The organism is Pseudooceanicola marinus (genome assembly GCF_020177265.1).
In the GTDB taxonomy this organism is placed as follows: domain Bacteria; phylum Pseudomonadota; class Alphaproteobacteria; order Rhodobacterales; family Rhodobacteraceae; genus Pseudooceanicola; species Pseudooceanicola marinus_A.
Genome location: NZ_JAIVMC010000009.1, coordinates 219345 through 235110, shown reverse-complemented (window position 1 = coordinate 235110; position 15766 = coordinate 219345). Strand labels below are relative to the sequence as shown.

The window sequence follows — 15766 nt, the reverse complement described above, 5'->3', positions numbered from 1 at the left end:
CTTTTGGGGTCGGAGACAAAAAGCGCTAGAGGTGCTCCCCCTAACAGTGCCTAAACAGTGAGCGGATTCATCGCGGTGGGTCAACCCATTCATCACGGAAAGCGAACGATCCCATCTGCGACAAAGGCACAGGTCGGGCGCCGCGCATCATCGCAGGCGCGCCCGTCCAAGAGGTTCTCTAGGCAATCTTACCGATGCAGAAGCGCAAGGAATCGGCGCGCATCGTCAAAAGATGCCCTTTTCAGGGCTTCGATCTGCCGTGCTTCCTCGTCGGTCCCCCATTGGGATTCCTGCCAGCGCTCGTCGAGGCGCGACACTTCCCAGATCTCGTCTGCGGACCGGGTGGTCAAAAAAGCGGCAAAGCCCAGCACCAGAGAGCCCGTGAGCGCCACCAGATCGTGGAAGGCGGCCAGTTCGAAGGGGTCGAGCGTATGGACTCGCTCCCGCAGGACCTCCAGCGCGGCGGGATCCTGCGGCGCATGGATGATTCCGGTGCGCGGGCTGAGTCGCGCGCCCAGCTCGGCCTCGGCCCAGTCCAGCATCGGGTCCCAGTGCGCCGCCTGCCGGTCGACCAGTTCCGCCGGGCTGTCGGCCCGGTAGCACAGCAGGTCGCTGTCGCCGTAGGCGGCCAGCATTTCCGCCACCTCGGCCCGCTGCACGGCCACCTTGTCGATGGCGGAATTGGCGGTGCGGGTCATCGGCATGGTGGCCGGGTCGACCACCTCTTCCTGGGCGTCCCATTCGGCCGCCAGCGCCTGGGCCAGCGCCTCGGTCGGCACCACCAGCGCGGCCTTGGCCGGGGTCTTCACCGGGCGCTTGTCCAGCTGCACGGTGTAGCCGCCGGTCACCGGCAGGGCGGCGGCCTCGGTCCAGAAACGGCGGGGCTTCCAATCGCTCATCAGGTCTTGTCTCCGGTCGTCAGGGCGTCGATGGCCCGGGCCAGGTCCGCGGGCGTGTCGACCACCACGTCAGCCTGGGCCAGTTGGTGGGCCGGGTGATAGCCCCAGGCCACGCCGATGGAGGGAACGCCAGCGGCGCGCGCCATCTCAAGGTCGTAGCTCGTGTCGCCGATCATCACCGCGCGGGAGGCGTCCACGCCGGTCTCGGCCAGGGCAGTCATCACCATCGACGGATGGGGTTTCGAGGGGTGATCGTCGGCCACCTGGATCGACTGGAAGAAGGGCCGCAGCCCGTGGGTGTCCAGCAGGGCCTCCAGCCCGCGCCGCGACTTGCCGGTGGCCACGGCCAGCAATGTCTCGGGCTCCGCTGCCAGGCGTTCAACCAGGTCGCGCATGCCCGGGAAAAGGGGCGAGTGATCCGGCCCCGCCGCCAGGCGTTGTTTCTGGTAGGCCGCCTTGTAGCCCGCCACCAGCCGCGCATGGGTGGAGGCCGGGGCCTCCTGCGCCAGCTGCGGCATGGCCTCTTCCAGGGACAGGCCGATGATGCCCATGATCCGGTCCCGGTCGGGGACCGTCATGTGTTCGGCGCCAAAGGCCGCTTCCATGGCGCCGACGATCTCGCCCAGCGAGTCGGACAGGGTGCCGTCCACGTCGAAGATGACCAATCGCAGATCTGCCATGGCGCGGTCCTCAGTCCAGCGGTTCGTCGAGGTCGAAGGGATCCTTGCGCACGGTATCCTCGGACCAGCCGAAGTGATCCCAGCTGCGCTTCATGTGGTCGGGCAGCGGCGCTTCCAGCTCGACCTCTTTCCCGGTGAAGGGATGGGTGAAGCGCAGAAGCCGGGCGTGCAGGTGCAGCTTGCGGCTGATCTCGCCCCCCAGTTGCGCACCCCAGCCATCGCCGAGGTTCTCCTGGCTGGATCCGCCATACTTTCCGTCGCCGATGATCGGATGGCCCATCTCGGCCATATGGGCGCGCAATTGGTGCGTACGGCCCGTGACCGGCACCAGGCCGACCCAGGCGGCGCGCTGGCCCAGGCGCCACAGCACCGAGTAGTCCGACACGGCGCGTTTCGCACCGGGTGTGCTGTCGACATCGCGCGGATGCACGCAGATCATCTTCTCGCCCTCGCCGCCGGAGCCATGGCCCGGGGCCTTCACCAGGCCGAACTTGATGGTGCCCATGTAGGGCTGCGGCACACCCGCCACCAGCGCCCAGTAGATCTTGCGCGTCTCGCGCGAGCGGAAGGCGCCGGTCAGCTTCGAGGCCGCCTCGCGCGTGCGCGCCAGCAGCAGCAGGCCCGAGGTGTCCTTGTCGAGGCGATGCACCAGCCGGGGCTTCTCGTCGTAGTCGAAGCGCAGCGCCTCGGACAGGCCATCCACATGGCGGGTCTGTTTCGAGCCGCCCTGCACCGGCAGGCCGGCGGGCTTGTTCAGCGCGATGATATGGTCGTCCATCCACAGCACGGCGTCGCGCATCATCTTGGCGTCGTCGTCGCTGATGCGCGGCCCGGCCTTTGGCGCGGGCGCCTCGCCCTCGGGGATCGGCGGCACGCGCAGGATCTGGCCGGGCGCCAGCCGGGTGTTGGATTTCACCCGCCCGCCATCCACGCGCAGCTCGCCCTTGCGGCACATCTTCTCGATGCGTCCCTGCGTCAGCTGCGGGAAGGTCCGCCGCATCCAGCGGTCCAGCCGCATGTCGGCGTCACCCGCCGGGATCTCGATCTGCTGCACACCGCTCATACCAATACCGCCCGCATCGCGTAGGTGCCCGCGACGATGGCCGCGAGCGAAAGAATGACATTGATCCCGACATAGACCGCCGCCAGCGCCGGTTCCCCCCGCTCGTAGAGCGTGAAGGCCTCCAGCGAGAAGGAGGAGAAGGTGGTGAAGCCGCCCAGGATCCCCGTCGCCAGGAAGGGGTTCCAGTGGCCCAGGCTCCGGTCCGCGATCAGCACCACCAGCGCCCCCATCAGGAAGGAGCCGAGGATGTTGACGAAGATCACGCCCACCGGGATCGGCAGGCCGGGCCCGAAGACGCGCATCAAGCCCACCCCCGACAGGTATCGGAGCGAGGCACCAATGGCGCCTCCGGCAGCAACTTGAAGAACGGTCAGGATCATCCGGCGTCTGTCGCGCGCGGGCCCGCGGTTGTCAAGTTTTACAAGGGTGTCGGCGAGGTATTAGCCGGGTTGCGCAAGACGCCCGGCCCCCTGCCCGGCATCAGGTCCCGGGGTTGCCCGCGCGTTTCGCCCGCAGCTTGGCGAAATACTCGATCCGCTTCTTCAGGTCGCGCTCGAACCCGCGTTCGACGGGCTGGTAGAACTCCGTCCGCTGCATCTCCTCGGGGAAGTAGTTCTGCCCCGAGAAGCCATCCTCGGCATCGTGGTCATAGGCGTAGTCGGCGCCATAGCCCTGCCCCGCCATGAACTTCGTCGGCGCGTTCAGGATATGCTTGGGCGGCATCACGCTCCCGGTCTTGCGGGCCTGGGCGCGGGCGGCGAGATAGGCCATCTCGGTCGCGTTCGACTTGGGCGCCAGGGCCAGGTAGATCACCGCATTGGCCAGCGCCTGTTCCCCTTCGGGGCTACCCAGGCGTTCGTAGACCTGCCAGGCATCGAGGCAGATCGTCTGCGCCTGCGGGTCCGCCAGGCCGATGTCCTCGACCGACATGCGGGTCACGCGACGGGCGATGTATCGCGGGTCCTCGCCGCCCTCCAGCATCCGGCTGAACCAGTAGAGCGCGGCATCCGGGTCGCTGCCCCGGACGGATTTGTGCAGCGCCGAGATCAGGTTGTAGTGCTCATCCCCCGACTTGTCGTATTTCGCCGCCCGCCGCATCAGCCGCGCCGACAGCTGTTCGGGCGTCAGGGGCTCCTTCGTCTTCCAGGCGGCGGCCTGTTCGACGAGGTTCAGGAAGGCGCGGCCATCGCCGTCGGCCATGGCCAGCAGCGCCTCGCGCGCCTCCGCCGTCAGTGGCAGCTTGCGGCCCAGGGCCTCTTCGGCGCGCTGCGCCATCTGTTCGAGATCCTCCATCGACAGCCGTTCCAGCACCAGAACCTGCGAGCGCGACAGAAGCGCGGCGTTCAGCTCGAAGCTGGGGTTCTCGGTGGTGGCGCCGACCAGAAGGATCGTGCCGTCTTCCATGTGCGGCAGGAAGCTATCCTGCTGCGCCTTGTTGAAACGGTGGATCTCATCGACGAACAACAGCGTCCCCTGCCCCATGCGGCGGTGCTGCTTGGCCGTCTCGAAGACCTTCTTCAGGTCGGCCACGCCAGAGAAGATCGCGCTGATCTGGACGAAATGCAGGTTGGTTTCATGGGCCAGCAGACGCGCCATGGTGGTCTTGCCGGTGCCGGGCGGCCCCCAGAAGATCAGCGAGGACAGCGAGCCCGACTCCAGCATCACGGTCAGCGGCGCATCGGGGCCGATGACCTGTTGCTGGCCGATCACCTCGGCCAGGGTCTGCGGGCGCAACCGATCGGCCAGCGGGCGCGGTGCGCTGTTGCCGCCGCCCTCTGCGCTGGCCGTTCCGTCGGCCCCGTTGTCAAAGAGATCCACCATGTCAGAGCCGGAAGCGCAGGGACAGGCTGCGCCCGTCGCGCAGCACGGTCAGTTGCAGGAAGACGTTGGCCCGGGTCAGCGCGACCTCGGCCATGGGGGCGCCGTCGACCACCGTGTCGTTGACGGCCTGGATCACGTCGCCCCGTTGAAGACCTGCGCGGGTGCCGATGGCGCCGGGGTCGTCGATCATCGCGCCCCGGGCGTCCTGCGGCAGCTGGTTTTCCGCGATCACGGCAGGGTTCACGGTGATCAGCCGCATGCCCGGCAGGGCGGAGGCCTGGTTGGTGGTCACCGGATCTCGCGGCGGATCCTCGGGCGGCGGCGCCAGGGTCACATCTATCTCGCGCTCCCGGCCATCGCGCAGGCGCGTCACCTCCACCGCGTTACCAAGGCCCGCGACGGTCATGCGGAAGATCATCTCGGGCGGTGACGACACCGGCATGCCATCGACCGCCAGGATCACGTCGCCGGGCTGAAACCCGGCCTCGGCGAAGGGCGAGGCCGGGTGCATCTGGGTGATGGCGATCCCCTCGGGCCGGTCGAGCCCGAAATGCGCCGCCATGTCCGCGTCGACGCTTTGTCCGGTGATGCCCGCCCAGGGGCGCTGGAAACGGTCATTGCCGGCCTCCGCCTGGTCCAGCACCTGCGCCACGAGGCTGGCGGGAATGGCAAACCCGATGCCGTTCGAGCCGCCCGAGCGCGACAGGATCGAAGTGTTCACCCCGATCAGATCGCCGTTGATGTCGATCAGCGCGCCGCCCGAATTGCCCGGGTTGATCGGCGCATCCGTCTGGATGAAGTAGCCACGTTCGTTGCCCGTGGCCGTGCCGGAGCGCGCCAGTCCCGAAACGATGCCCGAGCTGACGGTCTGGCCCACGCCGAAGGGGTTGCCGATGGCCAGCACCAGCTCGCCCACCTCCACGGTGTCGCTGTCGCGCAGGTCCAGGTGCGGCATGTCCTGCGCGCCCTCCAGCTTCAGGATCGCCAGATCCGCCTGGGGGTCCGACAGAAGGACCGTGGCATCGAATTCCCGCCGGTCATTCAGCACCACCTTGATCTCATCCGCCTGGCCCACGACGTGGTAATTCGACACCACGTAGCCGTCGTCGGACAGGATCACCCCCGAACCGAGCGAGTTCTGCACCCGCGGCCGCGAAGGCGCGAAGTTGCGGAAGAACTCGGAAAAGATCGGATCGTTGGCAAATGGCGACGACCGTGTTTCGACGATCCGCTTGGCATAGATGTTGACCACCGCCGGCGTCGCCTCCTTCACCAGGGGCGCGAAGCTGAGGGTGATCTCCTCCTTCGAGAACGGGATGCGGGCCTGGGCGGGCAGCGCCAGGGCGCAGGCGAGGCAGAGGGCGGCAAGAGCTCGGAACACCTGGGGGCCTTTCTCTGTGCGTGGGGCGTGGCCCCAGATATGCGGAGCGCGGGCGGGAATGGCAACCCAGGCGAACTCACCAGCGCGTGCGCAAGGGCGGGCGGCGCGGGGCAAAGGAAAACCCCCGGCGCCTGGGGCACCGGGGGTTCGGAAATCAGGTCGGAAGGCCGGAATTACTCGGCGGCTTCTTCCGCTTCCAGGCGGGCCTTGTCGGCTGCGCCCTTGGCGTCGACGTCGCGGTCGACGAATTCGATGATCGCCATCGGCGCCATGTCACCGTAGCGGAAGCCGGCCTTCATGATGCGGATGTAGCCACCCTGACGGTCGGCGTAGCGCGGGCCGAGGACGTCGAACAGCTTCTGGACCAGGGCGTCCTGCTTCAGCTTGGACGCGGCCTGACGGCGGGCGTGCAGATCGTCACCGCCACGCTTGGCGAGGGTGATCAGCTTCTCGACGATCGGGCGCAGTTCCTTGGCCTTGGGCAGGGTGGTCTTGATCTGCTCGTGCTCGATCAGCGAGCCGGCCATGTTCGACCACAGGGCCTTGCGGTGTTCGTGGGTACGGTTGAGGCGACGGTAGCCTTTTGCGTGACGCATGTGTCTTACTCCTATGTGCCCTCTACGGGCGGTTTTGCTTTGTCCGGCCGGCGATGCGTGTCACCGACTCTCCTTGGGGCGGTTGCCCGAGGGCGCCCGGATAGCCCGGTCCGCCCTTTTGTGCAACAGCGAGACGGGCCCGTTGTCGCGAAAAAGGCAAGGCGGGGATCCCCCCGCCCTGCCCAAGTTCCGGTCGCTGACCTCAGAAGTGATCTTCGAACTTCTTGGCCAGGTCCTCGATGTTGTCCGGCGGCCAGTCCTCGACGTCCATGCCCAGGTGCAGGCCCATGCCCGACAGCACTTCCTTGATCTCGTTCAGGGACTTGCGGCCGAAGTTCGGCGTGCGCAGCATCTCTGCTTCGGTCTTCTGGATCAGGTCGCCGATGTAGACGATGTTGTCGTTCTTCAGGCAGTTTGCCGAACGGACCGAGAGCTCCAGCTCGTCGACCTTCTTCAGCAGCAGCGGGTTGAACTCGAGACCGTCGTCCTCGTCCTGGCGGCCGGCGGATTCGGGCTCTTCGAAGTTCACGAAGATCGACAGCTGGTCCTGCAGGATGCGGGCAGCATAGGCCACGGCATCATCCGGCGTGATCGAGCCATCGGTATCGATCTTCATGGTCAGCTTGTCATAGTCCAGCACCTGGCCCTCACGGGTGGGCTGCACGTCGTAGGAGACCTTCTTGATCGGCGAATAGATCGCATCGATCGGGATCAGGCCGATCGGCGCATCCTCGGGCTTGTTGCGGTCGGCGGGGACATAGCCCTTGCCGGTGTTCACGGTCAGCTCCATGAACAGGTCCGCACCTTCGTCGAGGTGGCAGATGATGTGATCCTTGTTCAGGACCTCGATCCCCGCGCTTTCGGAGATCTCGCCGGCGGTGACGGCCCCCGGACCCTTGGCGGAGATCGACAGGCGCTTCGGCCCCTCGACATCCATCCGCAGGGCGACGCCCTTCAGGTTCAGGACGATGTCGGTGACGTCTTCACGCACACCGGCAACGGAGGAGAACTCGTGCAGGACGTTGTCGATCTGCACGGAGGTGATGGCAGCGCCCTGAAGCGACGACATCAGAACGCGACGCAGCGCGTTGCCGAGCGTCAGACCGAAGCCGCGTTCCAGCGGTTCGGCAACGACGGTCGCCTGGCGCGCCGGGTCATTGCCCGGCTTCACGTCAAGCTGTGTCGGCTTGATCAGTTCGGCCCAATTCTTGTGGATCATGCGTGTCTCCTCAATTCCTGTCCCGACCCCATGTCCGAAGGTCGGCACGCCCGAGGTTTAAAAAGACGAAAGAGAGGCCGCGCCGTGGCGCGACCCCCCGAAATGGGTATATCCGATCAGACGCGACGGCGCTTCGGCGGGCGGCAGCCGTTGTGGGCGATCGGGGTCACATCACGGATCGAGGTGATGTTGAAACCGATTGCGGCCAGGGCGCGCAGTGCGGATTCACGGCCCGAACCGGGGCCCTGCACTTCGACTTCGAGGGTCTTCACACCGTGTTCCTGTGCCTTCTTGCCTGCGTCTTCGGCAGCCATCTGAGCGGCATAGGGGGTGGATTTCCGCGAGCCCTTGAAGCCCATGGTGCCGGCGGACGACCACGAAATGGCGTTGCCCTGCACGTCAGAGATCAGGATCTTGGTGTTGTTGAAGCTGGAGTTAACGTGTGCAACGCCAGCTGCGATGTTCTTGGAGACCTTTTTCTTGCCCCCACGACGGGTATCACGTGCCATGTCTGCGTACTCCCCTTACTTCTTCTTGCCGGCGATCGGCTTCGCGGGGCCCTTGCGGGTCCGTGCGTTGGTGTGGGTACGCTGACCGCGAACCGGCAGGTTGCGGCGGTGACGAAGACCGCGGTAGCAGCCCAGGTCCATCAGACGCTTGATGTTCATCTGCGTCTCACGGCGCAGGTCGCCTTCCACGGTGTAGTTGGCGTCGATGTGCTCACGGATGGAGAGCACTTCGGCGTCGGACAGCTCGTTCACGCGACGGGTCAGGTCGATGTTCACGGCTTCGCAGATGGCTTTGGCCGAGGAGGGGCCGATACCGGTGATGTAGGTGAGGGCGATGGGCACCCGCTTTGCAGTCGGGATGTTAACGCCGGCGATACGTGCCAATGGTCACTTTCCTTCGGTTGCGGATCCGTAGCTCCAGATCCTTTTTTCACAACAGGATGGCCCGAGGTACGGTGACCTTGGGCCATGTCTGAATACGGACTACTGGGCATATGCGGGAATCGCGGACGCCCTTGTAGATAGGGCTGCGTAGGGGGGAATGGGCGGGGGGTCAACCCCTTTTTCACCGTTACGTGCCACCCCGCGCGACATGGCGCGGGTGTGCAGGGACGGGAACGCTGCGGCATGGTCCCTGAACCGCAGGTCACCGAGGCAAGGTACATCGCCCGCCGGGCGGGATCAAGGGGAGCGCGCAGGCCGGGGCCGGTTCACTGTTCCGTGGCGCTTACGCCGGGTGTCAGTCGCAGGGATGGAAGGTCAGCCGCCGGGGCATCCGGCCGGGCACCTCGACCACCACCCGCCCGTCGTGAAACCGGCGTCCGGTGATGTCGGTCTGCCAGGACCGCGCTTGCGGCAACGCCTGGGCGTCTTGGCAGAGCGCGCCGGGCACGGTGAAGCGCGCACCGCGTGGCAGCGGCCAGGGCAGCGGGCGACCGTCCCAGCTGCAGCCGCCGTAGTGGTTGCCCAGGTGTTCGGGCTCCATCACCTGCGGCTCCCGCTCTTCCCACTGCGCCACGGTCGCATCGCAGTAGGCGGGATCTTCCACCAGGTCGACGGGGCCCCAGGGGGCATCGCCCACGGCATCGGCCAGGGCCGGCGGGGCGGCAAGGGTGGCGATCAGGCAAAGGACGGGGAGGCAGGGGGACAGACGCATGCCCTACCCTGCCCCGCAGGTCGGGCCATAGCAAATGACAAGCGCCGTCAGAAAGGGGCGGGCACCGCAGCCCGGCTGCCAGAAACGCAACGGGGCGCCCGAAGGCGCCCCGCAGGCAAAGATCGCGATGTCGTGCCTGGTCAGGCGTCGAGGATCGCGCCGATGGAGGCTTTCACCACATCCATCTCGGCCAGGCCGTCCACACGCTTCAGGTTGCCCTTCGCGTGGTAGTAGCCGAGCAGCGGCGAGGTCTTCTTGTAGTACTCCATGAGGCGCTTCTTCAGGCTTTCCTCATTGTCGTCGGCCCGGGCGGTGCCGCCGGCGGCCACGGTTTCGCGGGCCCGGCCCACGATCCGGTCCACCAGCACCTCGTCCCGCACGCGCAGTTCGATCGCGTAGTCGAGCGTCTGGCCCTCTTCCTCCAGCAGCGCCTGCAGCGCGTCTGCCTGAGCCAGGGTGCGGGGGAAGCCGTCGAAGATGAAACCACCCTTCTGCGGGCCTTCCAGCTTCTCGCGGATCAGGCCGATGACGATCTCGTCGGTGACGAGCTCGCCCCGGTCCATGACCTCGGCGACCTTTTTGCCCATTTCCGTGCCCGAGGTGCGGGCCTCGCGCAGCATGTCCCCGGTGGACAGCTGGATCATGTCCCGCTCTTTCACCAGGAACCCGGCCTGCGTGCCCTTGCCGGCGCCCGGCGGTCCAAGAAGAATGATATTCATCGGCGTGCAGCTCCTCCCTTGCGTGCGCGGCGCTTACCTTTACCGCGCAGCTGCGATTTTTCAATCAGGCCCTCGTACTGGTGCGCAAGAAGATGCGACTGGACCTGCTGGATCGTGTCCATGGTGACAGACACGACGATGAGCACCGAGGTGCCGCCGAAGTAGAAGGGCACCGCGAACTGGTTGCGCAGCACTTCGGGCAGCATGCAGACCAGAGCCAGGTAGCCGGCGCCGAGCACCAGGACGCGGTTGACCACGTATTCCAGGTATTCGGCGGTCTTGGCGCCCGGGCGGATGCCCGGAACGAAGCCGTTCTGGTTCTTCAGGTTGTCCGCCACGTCGTCGGTCTTGAAGGCGACGTTGTGGGTGTAGAAGTAGGCGAAGAAGACGATCATCGCGACGAAGAACAGCAGGTAGAGCGGCTGACCGGGGCCGAAATAGGCCAGGATCGTCGACATGACGGGACCCGAGTCGGCACCCGAGAAGGTCGAGATCGTGGTCGGCAGCAGCAACAGCGAGCTGGCGAAGATCGCCGGGATCACGCCCGCCGGGTTCACCTTGATCGGCAGGTGCGAAGAGCCGCCGTCATAGACCTTCATGCCGACCTGGCGACGCGGATACTGGATATGGATCTTGCGCAAGGCGCGTTCCATGAAGACCACGAAGGCGATCACCGCGATCACCATGACGATCACGCCGACGATCACCGCCGGGCTGATGGCGCCCGAACGGCCCGAGGCAAAGAACTGCGCCAGGGCTGCGGGGACCTCGGCGATGATGCCGACGAAGATGATCAGGGAAATGCCGTTGCCGATGCCGCGGGCGGTGATCTGTTCACCGAGCCACATCATGAACATGGTGCCACCCACCAGGGTGATGACCGCCTCGATGCGGAAGAAGAGCCCCGGATCGGAGGCCAGGTCGCCCGCTTCCAGCGACACGGCCAGGCCATAGGCCTGCAGCGTGGCCAGCAGAACGGTGCCGTAACGGGTGTACTGGTTGATCTTCTTGCGGCCCTGTTCGCCTTCCTTCTTCAGCTGTTCCAGCGCCGGGACCATGGCGGTCATCAGCTGGACGATGATGGAGGCGGAAATATAGGGCATGATGCCCAGGGCGAAGATCCCCATGCGGCCCAAGGCGCCGCCGGTGAACATCGACAGCATGCCGCCGATCCCCTGGCCCGCGCCTTCCATGAACTCCCGCAGCGCGGCACCGTCGATGCCGGGAACGGGAATGTAGGTGCCCAGGCGGCAGATGATCAGCAACCCGATGGTGAAGAGGATGCGCTTGCGCAGCTCCGTGGCCTTGCCCAGGGCAGACCAGGAGGTGTTGGCAGCCATCTGTTCTGCTGCAGATACCATATGGCTCTCTTTCTTGGCAAAGCGCCGCCGAAGCCATTTTCAGGCTCGGCGGCGCTCAATGAGAAATGACGTGGCAAGATGTAAGCCGCCCGGAGGCGGCTCACAACCTTATTCCGCGGCTGCGGCAGCCACCTTCAGCGAACCACCGGCCTTTTCGACGGCCTCGATGGCCGACTTGGAGGCACCGGTGACTTCCAGGTTCACGGCGGTGGTGATATCGCCCTTGGCCAGGATGCGGACACCGTCCAGCTTGCGGCGGACCAGGCCGGAGGCAACCAGCACGTCTTCGGTCACGGGAGCCTTGGTGTCGATCTTGCCGGCTTCGATGAAGGCGGCGATCAGGCCGAGGTTCACCACGGCGAATTTCTTGCGGTTGGGCTTGTTGAAGCCGCGCTTCGGCAGGCGCTGGTAGAGCGGCATCTGGCCGCCTTCGTAGCCCTTGATCGCGACGCCGGAGCGGGATTTCTGACCTTTGATACCACGGCCACCCATCTTACCACGGCCGGAACCCGGGCCACGGCCGATGCGCTGCTTGCGCGGGGATGCGCCGGGATTGTCGCGAAGTTCGTTCAGTTTCATATCGCTTCTCCTTGGCCGGAAACGCCCCCGAAGCGGTTGGGACGAACGCGGCTTTTCTTGGTTGGTTGAACGCGGCCCCGATTCTGCGAACCGGGCCACCGGGCGCGTATAGGGCCTGTGCCTTCACGATGCAAGGCCAGCAGCAGCCCGCCGGCCCTCAGAGGACGCCATTGGGGTTCGCCCGCGCGGGGCCCGGTTCAGCAGCGCGCCTCCAGGTCCACGGTACGGCTGTTGACGCCCACGCCCAGGGTGACCGGGCGCGGCTGGCGACAGACCGAGAGCGTCAGGTCGGTGTTGGTCACCAGACCCTTGCGGTTGTTGACGCCGACGCCGACCGTACCGTGTACGCCGGTCTGGGTCTCATAGGCCGGGGCGGGCCGGTAGCTGCTGCCGGAACAGGCCGACAGGGCCAGCAGGGCCGAGAGGGACAGCACCAGAAGGGATAGGGCCGGTGCGACGGCGGAACGGGTCGGGCGGGGCATCGGCATCTCCTCTGGGCTGATCCCTATATGGCGCCTGCCCTTCATCCGGGCAAGAGTGCCGGGCGAAACCCTACGGTCGGGTATTCCCCGTTGATCGGTGCGCCACCCCGGTGCAATCTGTCGCAGGCGGGGCGGCACACCCAGCTAAGATTTGACCCGTTTCATTTCCAGGACATGCCACCATGCGCCCCTCTCTTCGATTCGCCGCCACCCTGCTGGCCGGGCTGGCCACCCTCGCCGGTCCCGCCGGCGCCCAATCCGCCTATCCCGACATCATCGACGCCGTGCCCACCCAGGGCCGCGAGGTCCTGCGCTATGGCGAGGCACGCGGCTGGACCGTCGGCCTGGGCCATTCCCCCGCAGGCGCCCCGATCTACTGCGCCGCCACATCCGGGCCGAACTGGTCGGAGATGACCATCGGCTACGCCACCAGCCAGTGGCAGCTGATCCTGCCGGTCACCTCCCGCCCCGACTGGGAGGGCACCCTGACCATCGACGGCCAGGGCACACCAGTCAGCGGCACCGCCGTGGACGGATGGACCATCGTCTGGCTGGCGGCCTGGGACGTCGAGGCCCTGATGCAGGGCAGCCAGTTCCGGGTGCAGATGGACAACCAGGTTTATGCCCGCCCGCTGACCGGCTCTGCCGCCGCCATCCTGAAGATCGACGAATGCGCCGCACGCAACGGGCTGGGCGGCGGCATGTTCAGCGAGGCGCAAGACCAGAGGCCGCGCCCCGGTGGAGTGGATCTGTCCTTCGGTTGTCCTGAACCGGGCACGGTGCGCTCGGCCGACGGGGGCACGCCCTTCACCGCGACCTTCCGCTACGCGGCGCAGAACCGGCCGATGACGATTTACTGGCTGGACCATGCAGGCCAGCCAGTGCCGATCGGGCCTCTGGGGCCCAATGCGCCGGTGCTGACGGTCGATACCTACGGCGGGCATCATTTCATTGCCGTGGCCGATAGCGACCAGACCTGCCCGGGCGTCATCACCGCCCTGCCCGACTACGCCGACATCCCGGTGCGCTGAGGCGCGGGCTCAGTCCTGCGTGGCAACCTGCGCAGGGCTGGGCCAGGCGTCGACCTCGGCCAGCAGGGCGTCGAGATCGGGATCGTCGATCCCCAGCTCCCGACAGCCGGCAATGACGTTTTCGAGGTATTCGCGGCTGGTGCCCAGGAACCCCTCGCCGGTGGCGAGATAGCGGACCCGTTCCGCGTGGGGCAGATCTGCCTCGATCATCTCCGCCTGCGGATCGGCGACGAAACAAAGGGCCTGTACCACGCCCTGCGCGGTGTCTACCGGGGCGAAGACGGCGTGGTAGCAGGGCGCGACCATCTCGCGACGCCAGATCACCTCGGTCTCCTGCTCGGCGCAGGCGGCGGGGACGCGGAAGACGAGCCCCTCGCAGCTGCCCCCCTGGCCGAGGCCCGCCATGGCGCCGGGCGCGTCCGCCGTGCCGCGCGCCCCGCTGCGGTCCACCAGGCAGAAGGAGCGGTGATAGCCCGGCAGGGTGGCGCGCCGCAGCTCGGCAAAGTAGATCGCCGGATCCCACATCAGCGACCCGTAGGCAAAGACCCAGATGTCCTCTCCATAATGCGGTGCCAGGGTGGCGTGGCGCATCGCCTCGCGCTCCTCGTCGGTGTAGAGCGCGATCGGCTCTCCGCCCCGGCGCAGGGTCTCGGCCTCCAGGTCGGCGGGGACCATGGTGCGGAAGAAACTGTCCTCCGGATCACGGATCTTGCCGATGAGGCCGGGATGGTGGCGAAAGGCGTCGGGGTCGAGGGGCATGGAATCTCCTGGCCGTCGGAAGCTCGGAACGGCTGGCCCATTGGTAGAAGCGGCACGCCAGCGGGGCAACCGCAGCTCCCGCAGGTCGGTTGTGCGGGCCGGCGCGTCGCGCGCCCTGCGCACAGAAAAACGCCCCGGCCTTGCGACCGGGGCGTCCTGTTCACTCACCGTGAAGAAAGGCTCAGGCCTTCTCTTCGACGATCTCCACCAGGTGGGGGATCTTGCGGATCATGCCGCGCACGGAGGGGGTATCCTCCAGCTCGCGGGTCTTGTGCATCTTGTTCAGGCCCAGGCCGATCAGCGTCTGGCGCTGGATGGCGGGGCGACGGATCGGGGAGCCGATCTGCTTGACGACGATGGTAGCCATGTTGAAGCCTCCTTACGCCTCTTCTGCGACCTGGGAGGAAGCGGCGGGCGCTTCGTCACGGGACGGCAGGATGTCGGCGACCTTCTTGCCACGACGCTGAGCCACCTGACGCGGGGAAGATTCCTTGGTCAGGCCGTTCAGGGTGGCGCGAATCATGTTGTAGGGGTTCTGCGAACCGGTCGACTTGGCGACCACGTCCTGGATGCCCAGCATCTCGAAGACGGCACGCATCGGGCCACCTGCGATGATCCCGGTACCTTGCGGCGCGGTGCGCATGACGACCTTGCCGGCACCGTGGCGACCTTCGATGTCGTGGTGCAGGGTGCGGCCCTCTTTCAGGGGAACGCGGATCATCTGGCGCTTGGCCTGCTCGGTCGCCTTGCGGATGGCCTCGGGGACCTCCTTGGCCTTGCCCTTGCCGAAGCCGACGCGGCCCTTCTGGTCGCCCACGACGACGAGCGCGGCGAAGCCGAAACGCTTACCGCCCTTGACGGTCTTGGACACGCGGTTGATCGCTACCAGGCGATCGGCGAATTCCGGTGCTTCGTCGCGGTCGCGGCGGCCCCGGTTGTCATCTCTTGCCATGAGGCAATTCCTTCACTTCATGGGCGTGTCCTGTGACCGCCCGGGTTATCCAATCCAGGTGAGGCGCGTGAGCCATGGCCACGGCGTCTCCCGGATCATCGGGGCACCGAAGTGCCCGCAGCGGGGTCGAAAGGCGGGGAAGACCCCGCCCATCGGTAGATCGAAGGAGGCGGGGTTGCCCCCGCCTCCCGATGATCAGATTTTCAGGCCGCCTTCGCGGGCTGCGTCTGCCAGGGCCTTGATCGAGCCGTGGAACAGGAAGCCGCCACGGTCGAAATAGGCCTCTTCCACGCCGGCTTTCTTGGCGCGTTCGGCAATCGCCGCGCCGACCTTGGAGGCCGCCTCGACGTTGTTCTTGCCGACCATGCCCAGGTCCTTCTCCAGCGAGGAGGCGGAGGCCAGGGTGACGCCCTGAACATCGTCGATCAGCTGGACGCTGATGTTCTTGTTCGAGCGGTGCACGGAGAGACGCACGCGACCGGCGTTCACCTTGCGAAGCTTGTTCCGGACGCGCAGACGGCGCTTCAGAAACAGGGTACGTTTCGTATTTGCCATTTGT

The 15766-nt window shown here is 66.5% G+C and carries 20 protein-coding genes; 1 reads left to right on the top strand and 19 read right to left on the bottom strand.

All coding sequences use genetic code 11. The features are described from left to right. Positions 1–188: 188 nt before the first annotated feature. The 15 genes from LC066_RS17005 to LC066_RS16935 all read right to left on the bottom strand — a co-directional run bounded on the left by LC066_RS17005 (position 189) and on the right by LC066_RS16935 (position 12465). Positions 189–899 (bottom strand): ATP12 family chaperone protein, encoded by a 711-nt coding sequence (locus LC066_RS17005; RefSeq protein ID WP_224901454.1) that lies wholly within the window; start codon positions 897–899, stop codon positions 189–191. Next, complete coding sequence (locus tag LC066_RS17000; protein WP_224901450.1) at positions 899–1579, bottom strand: HAD-IA family hydrolase; 681 nt, start codon at positions 1577–1579, stop codon at positions 899–901. The genes LC066_RS17005 and LC066_RS17000 overlap by 1 nt, the downstream gene beginning before the upstream one ends. Positions 1580–1589: 10 nt before the next feature. Beyond that, positions 1590–2642 (bottom strand): RluA family pseudouridine synthase, encoded by a 1053-nt coding sequence (locus LC066_RS16995; protein WP_224901446.1) that lies wholly within the window; start codon positions 2640–2642, stop codon positions 1590–1592. Then, positions 2639–3022 carry a fluoride efflux transporter CrcB gene (gene crcB / locus LC066_RS16990; RefSeq protein WP_222480528.1) on the bottom strand — a complete coding sequence of 128 codons (384 nt, stop codon included), beginning with the start codon at positions 3020–3022 and terminating at the stop codon, positions 2639–2641. Before crcB ends, LC066_RS16995 begins: the two co-directional genes overlap by 4 nt. A gap of 100 nt (positions 3023–3122) precedes the next feature. Beyond that, positions 3123–4463 carry a replication-associated recombination protein A gene (locus LC066_RS16985; protein WP_224901444.1) on the bottom strand — a complete coding sequence of 447 codons (1341 nt, stop codon included), beginning with the start codon at positions 4461–4463 and terminating at the stop codon, positions 3123–3125. Position 4464: 1 nt separating this feature from the next. Next, positions 4465–5844 carry a trypsin-like peptidase domain-containing protein gene (locus LC066_RS16980; RefSeq protein WP_224901441.1) on the bottom strand — a complete coding sequence of 460 codons (1380 nt, stop codon included), beginning with the start codon at positions 5842–5844 and terminating at the stop codon, positions 4465–4467. Between the two features lie 173 nt (positions 5845–6017). After that, positions 6018–6440, bottom strand: coding sequence for a 50S ribosomal protein L17 (gene rplQ, locus LC066_RS16975; protein WP_085890212.1), 423 nt, complete (start codon positions 6438–6440; stop codon positions 6018–6020). Positions 6441–6642: 202 nt separating this feature from the next. Continuing rightward, positions 6643–7659, bottom strand: coding sequence for a DNA-directed RNA polymerase subunit alpha (locus tag LC066_RS16970; protein ID WP_224901438.1), 1017 nt, complete (start codon positions 7657–7659; stop codon positions 6643–6645). Between the two features lie 116 nt (positions 7660–7775). Beyond that, positions 7776–8168 (bottom strand): 30S ribosomal protein S11, encoded by a 393-nt coding sequence (gene rpsK, locus LC066_RS16965; RefSeq protein ID WP_058245136.1) that lies wholly within the window; start codon positions 8166–8168, stop codon positions 7776–7778. A 15-nt stretch (positions 8169–8183) separates the two neighbouring features. Further along, complete coding sequence (gene rpsM / locus LC066_RS16960; protein WP_222480532.1) at positions 8184–8552, bottom strand: 30S ribosomal protein S13; 369 nt, start codon at positions 8550–8552, stop codon at positions 8184–8186. A gap of 355 nt (positions 8553–8907) precedes the next feature. After that, positions 8908–9324: a hypothetical protein gene (locus tag LC066_RS16955; RefSeq protein WP_224901435.1), complete on the bottom strand. Its 417-nt coding sequence runs from the start codon at positions 9322–9324 to the stop codon at positions 8908–8910. A gap of 140 nt (positions 9325–9464) precedes the next feature. Continuing rightward, positions 9465–10043, bottom strand: a complete 579-nt coding sequence (locus tag LC066_RS16950) for an adenylate kinase (RefSeq protein ID WP_224901432.1) — start codon at positions 10041–10043, stop codon at positions 9465–9467. Next, positions 10040–11404, bottom strand: a complete 1365-nt coding sequence (secY, locus tag LC066_RS16945; protein ID WP_224901429.1) for a preprotein translocase subunit SecY — start codon at positions 11402–11404, stop codon at positions 10040–10042. The genes LC066_RS16950 and secY overlap by 4 nt, the downstream gene beginning before the upstream one ends. Positions 11405–11512: 108 nt before the next feature. Continuing rightward, positions 11513–11983: a 50S ribosomal protein L15 gene (gene rplO, locus LC066_RS16940; protein ID WP_222480538.1), complete on the bottom strand. Its 471-nt coding sequence runs from the start codon at positions 11981–11983 to the stop codon at positions 11513–11515. A 197-nt stretch (positions 11984–12180) separates the two neighbouring features. Further along, positions 12181–12465, bottom strand: coding sequence for a hypothetical protein (locus LC066_RS16935; protein ID WP_224901426.1), 285 nt, complete (start codon positions 12463–12465; stop codon positions 12181–12183). Between the two features lie 182 nt (positions 12466–12647). Between LC066_RS16935 and LC066_RS16930 the strand changes: the two genes are divergently transcribed. Continuing rightward, positions 12648–13496: a hypothetical protein gene (locus LC066_RS16930; protein ID WP_224901423.1), complete on the top strand. Its 849-nt coding sequence runs from the start codon at positions 12648–12650 to the stop codon at positions 13494–13496. Between the two features lie 9 nt (positions 13497–13505). Here the strand turns inward: LC066_RS16930 and LC066_RS16925 are convergent, their stop codons facing one another. The 4 genes from LC066_RS16925 to rplR form a co-directional block, all read right to left on the bottom strand. Beyond that, the gene (locus tag LC066_RS16925; RefSeq protein ID WP_224901420.1) at positions 13506–14255 is read right to left on the bottom strand and encodes a gamma-glutamylcyclotransferase; all 750 of its coding nucleotides are present in this window, start codon (positions 14253–14255) and stop codon (positions 13506–13508) included. A 181-nt stretch (positions 14256–14436) separates the two neighbouring features. Beyond that, positions 14437–14622 carry a 50S ribosomal protein L30 gene (gene rpmD / locus LC066_RS16920; RefSeq protein ID WP_010137495.1) on the bottom strand — a complete coding sequence of 62 codons (186 nt, stop codon included), beginning with the start codon at positions 14620–14622 and terminating at the stop codon, positions 14437–14439. 12 nt (positions 14623–14634) lie between these two features. Next, complete coding sequence (gene rpsE / locus LC066_RS16915; RefSeq protein WP_085890221.1) at positions 14635–15207, bottom strand: 30S ribosomal protein S5; 573 nt, start codon at positions 15205–15207, stop codon at positions 14635–14637. Positions 15208–15402: 195 nt separating this feature from the next. Beyond that, complete coding sequence (rplR, locus tag LC066_RS16910; protein ID WP_085890222.1) at positions 15403–15762, bottom strand: 50S ribosomal protein L18; 360 nt, start codon at positions 15760–15762, stop codon at positions 15403–15405. Between the last annotated feature and the right edge of the window lie 4 nt (positions 15763–15766).

What these genes read in the sequence shown, in the direction of transcription:
- LC066_RS17005 (WP_224901454.1), bottom strand. Translation starts at nt 899, where the DNA reads ATGAGCGATTGGAAGCCCCGCCGTTTCTGGACCGAGGCCGCCGCCCTG.
- LC066_RS17000 (WP_224901450.1), bottom strand. Translation starts at nt 1,579, where the DNA reads ATGGCAGATCTGCGATTGGTCATCTTCGACGTGGACGGCACCCTGTCC.
- LC066_RS16995 (WP_224901446.1), bottom strand. Translation starts at nt 2,642, where the DNA reads ATGAGCGGTGTGCAGCAGATCGAGATCCCGGCGGGTGACGCCGACATG.
- crcB (WP_222480528.1), bottom strand. Translation starts at nt 3,022, where the DNA reads ATGATCCTGACCGTTCTTCAAGTTGCTGCCGGAGGCGCCATTGGTGCC.
- LC066_RS16985 (WP_224901444.1), bottom strand. Translation starts at nt 4,463, where the DNA reads ATGGTGGATCTCTTTGACAACGGGGCCGACGGAACGGCCAGCGCAGAG.
- rplQ (WP_085890212.1), bottom strand. Translation starts at nt 6,440, where the DNA reads ATGCGTCACGCAAAAGGCTACCGTCGCCTCAACCGTACCCACGAACAC.
- LC066_RS16970 (WP_224901438.1), bottom strand. Translation starts at nt 7,659, where the DNA reads ATGATCCACAAGAATTGGGCCGAACTGATCAAGCCGACACAGCTTGAC.
- rpsK (WP_058245136.1), bottom strand. Translation starts at nt 8,168, where the DNA reads ATGGCACGTGATACCCGTCGTGGGGGCAAGAAAAAGGTCTCCAAGAAC.
- LC066_RS16955 (WP_224901435.1), bottom strand. Translation starts at nt 9,324, where the DNA reads ATGCGTCTGTCCCCCTGCCTCCCCGTCCTTTGCCTGATCGCCACCCTT.
- LC066_RS16950 (WP_224901432.1), bottom strand. Translation starts at nt 10,043, where the DNA reads ATGAATATCATTCTTCTTGGACCGCCGGGCGCCGGCAAGGGCACGCAG.
- secY (WP_224901429.1), bottom strand. Translation starts at nt 11,404, where the DNA reads ATGGTATCTGCAGCAGAACAGATGGCTGCCAACACCTCCTGGTCTGCC.
- rplO (WP_222480538.1), bottom strand. Translation starts at nt 11,983, where the DNA reads ATGAAACTGAACGAACTTCGCGACAATCCCGGCGCATCCCCGCGCAAG.
- LC066_RS16935 (WP_224901426.1), bottom strand. Translation starts at nt 12,465, where the DNA reads ATGCCCCGCCCGACCCGTTCCGCCGTCGCACCGGCCCTATCCCTTCTG.
- LC066_RS16930 (WP_224901423.1), top strand. Translation starts at nt 12,648, where the DNA reads ATGCGCCCCTCTCTTCGATTCGCCGCCACCCTGCTGGCCGGGCTGGCC.
- LC066_RS16925 (WP_224901420.1), bottom strand. Translation starts at nt 14,255, where the DNA reads ATGCCCCTCGACCCCGACGCCTTTCGCCACCATCCCGGCCTCATCGGC.
- rpmD (WP_010137495.1), bottom strand. Translation starts at nt 14,622, where the DNA reads ATGGCTACCATCGTCGTCAAGCAGATCGGCTCCCCGATCCGTCGCCCC.
- rpsE (WP_085890221.1), bottom strand. Translation starts at nt 15,207, where the DNA reads ATGGCAAGAGATGACAACCGGGGCCGCCGCGACCGCGACGAAGCACCG.
- rplR (WP_085890222.1), bottom strand. Translation starts at nt 15,762, where the DNA reads ATGGCAAATACGAAACGTACCCTGTTTCTGAAGCGCCGTCTGCGCGTC.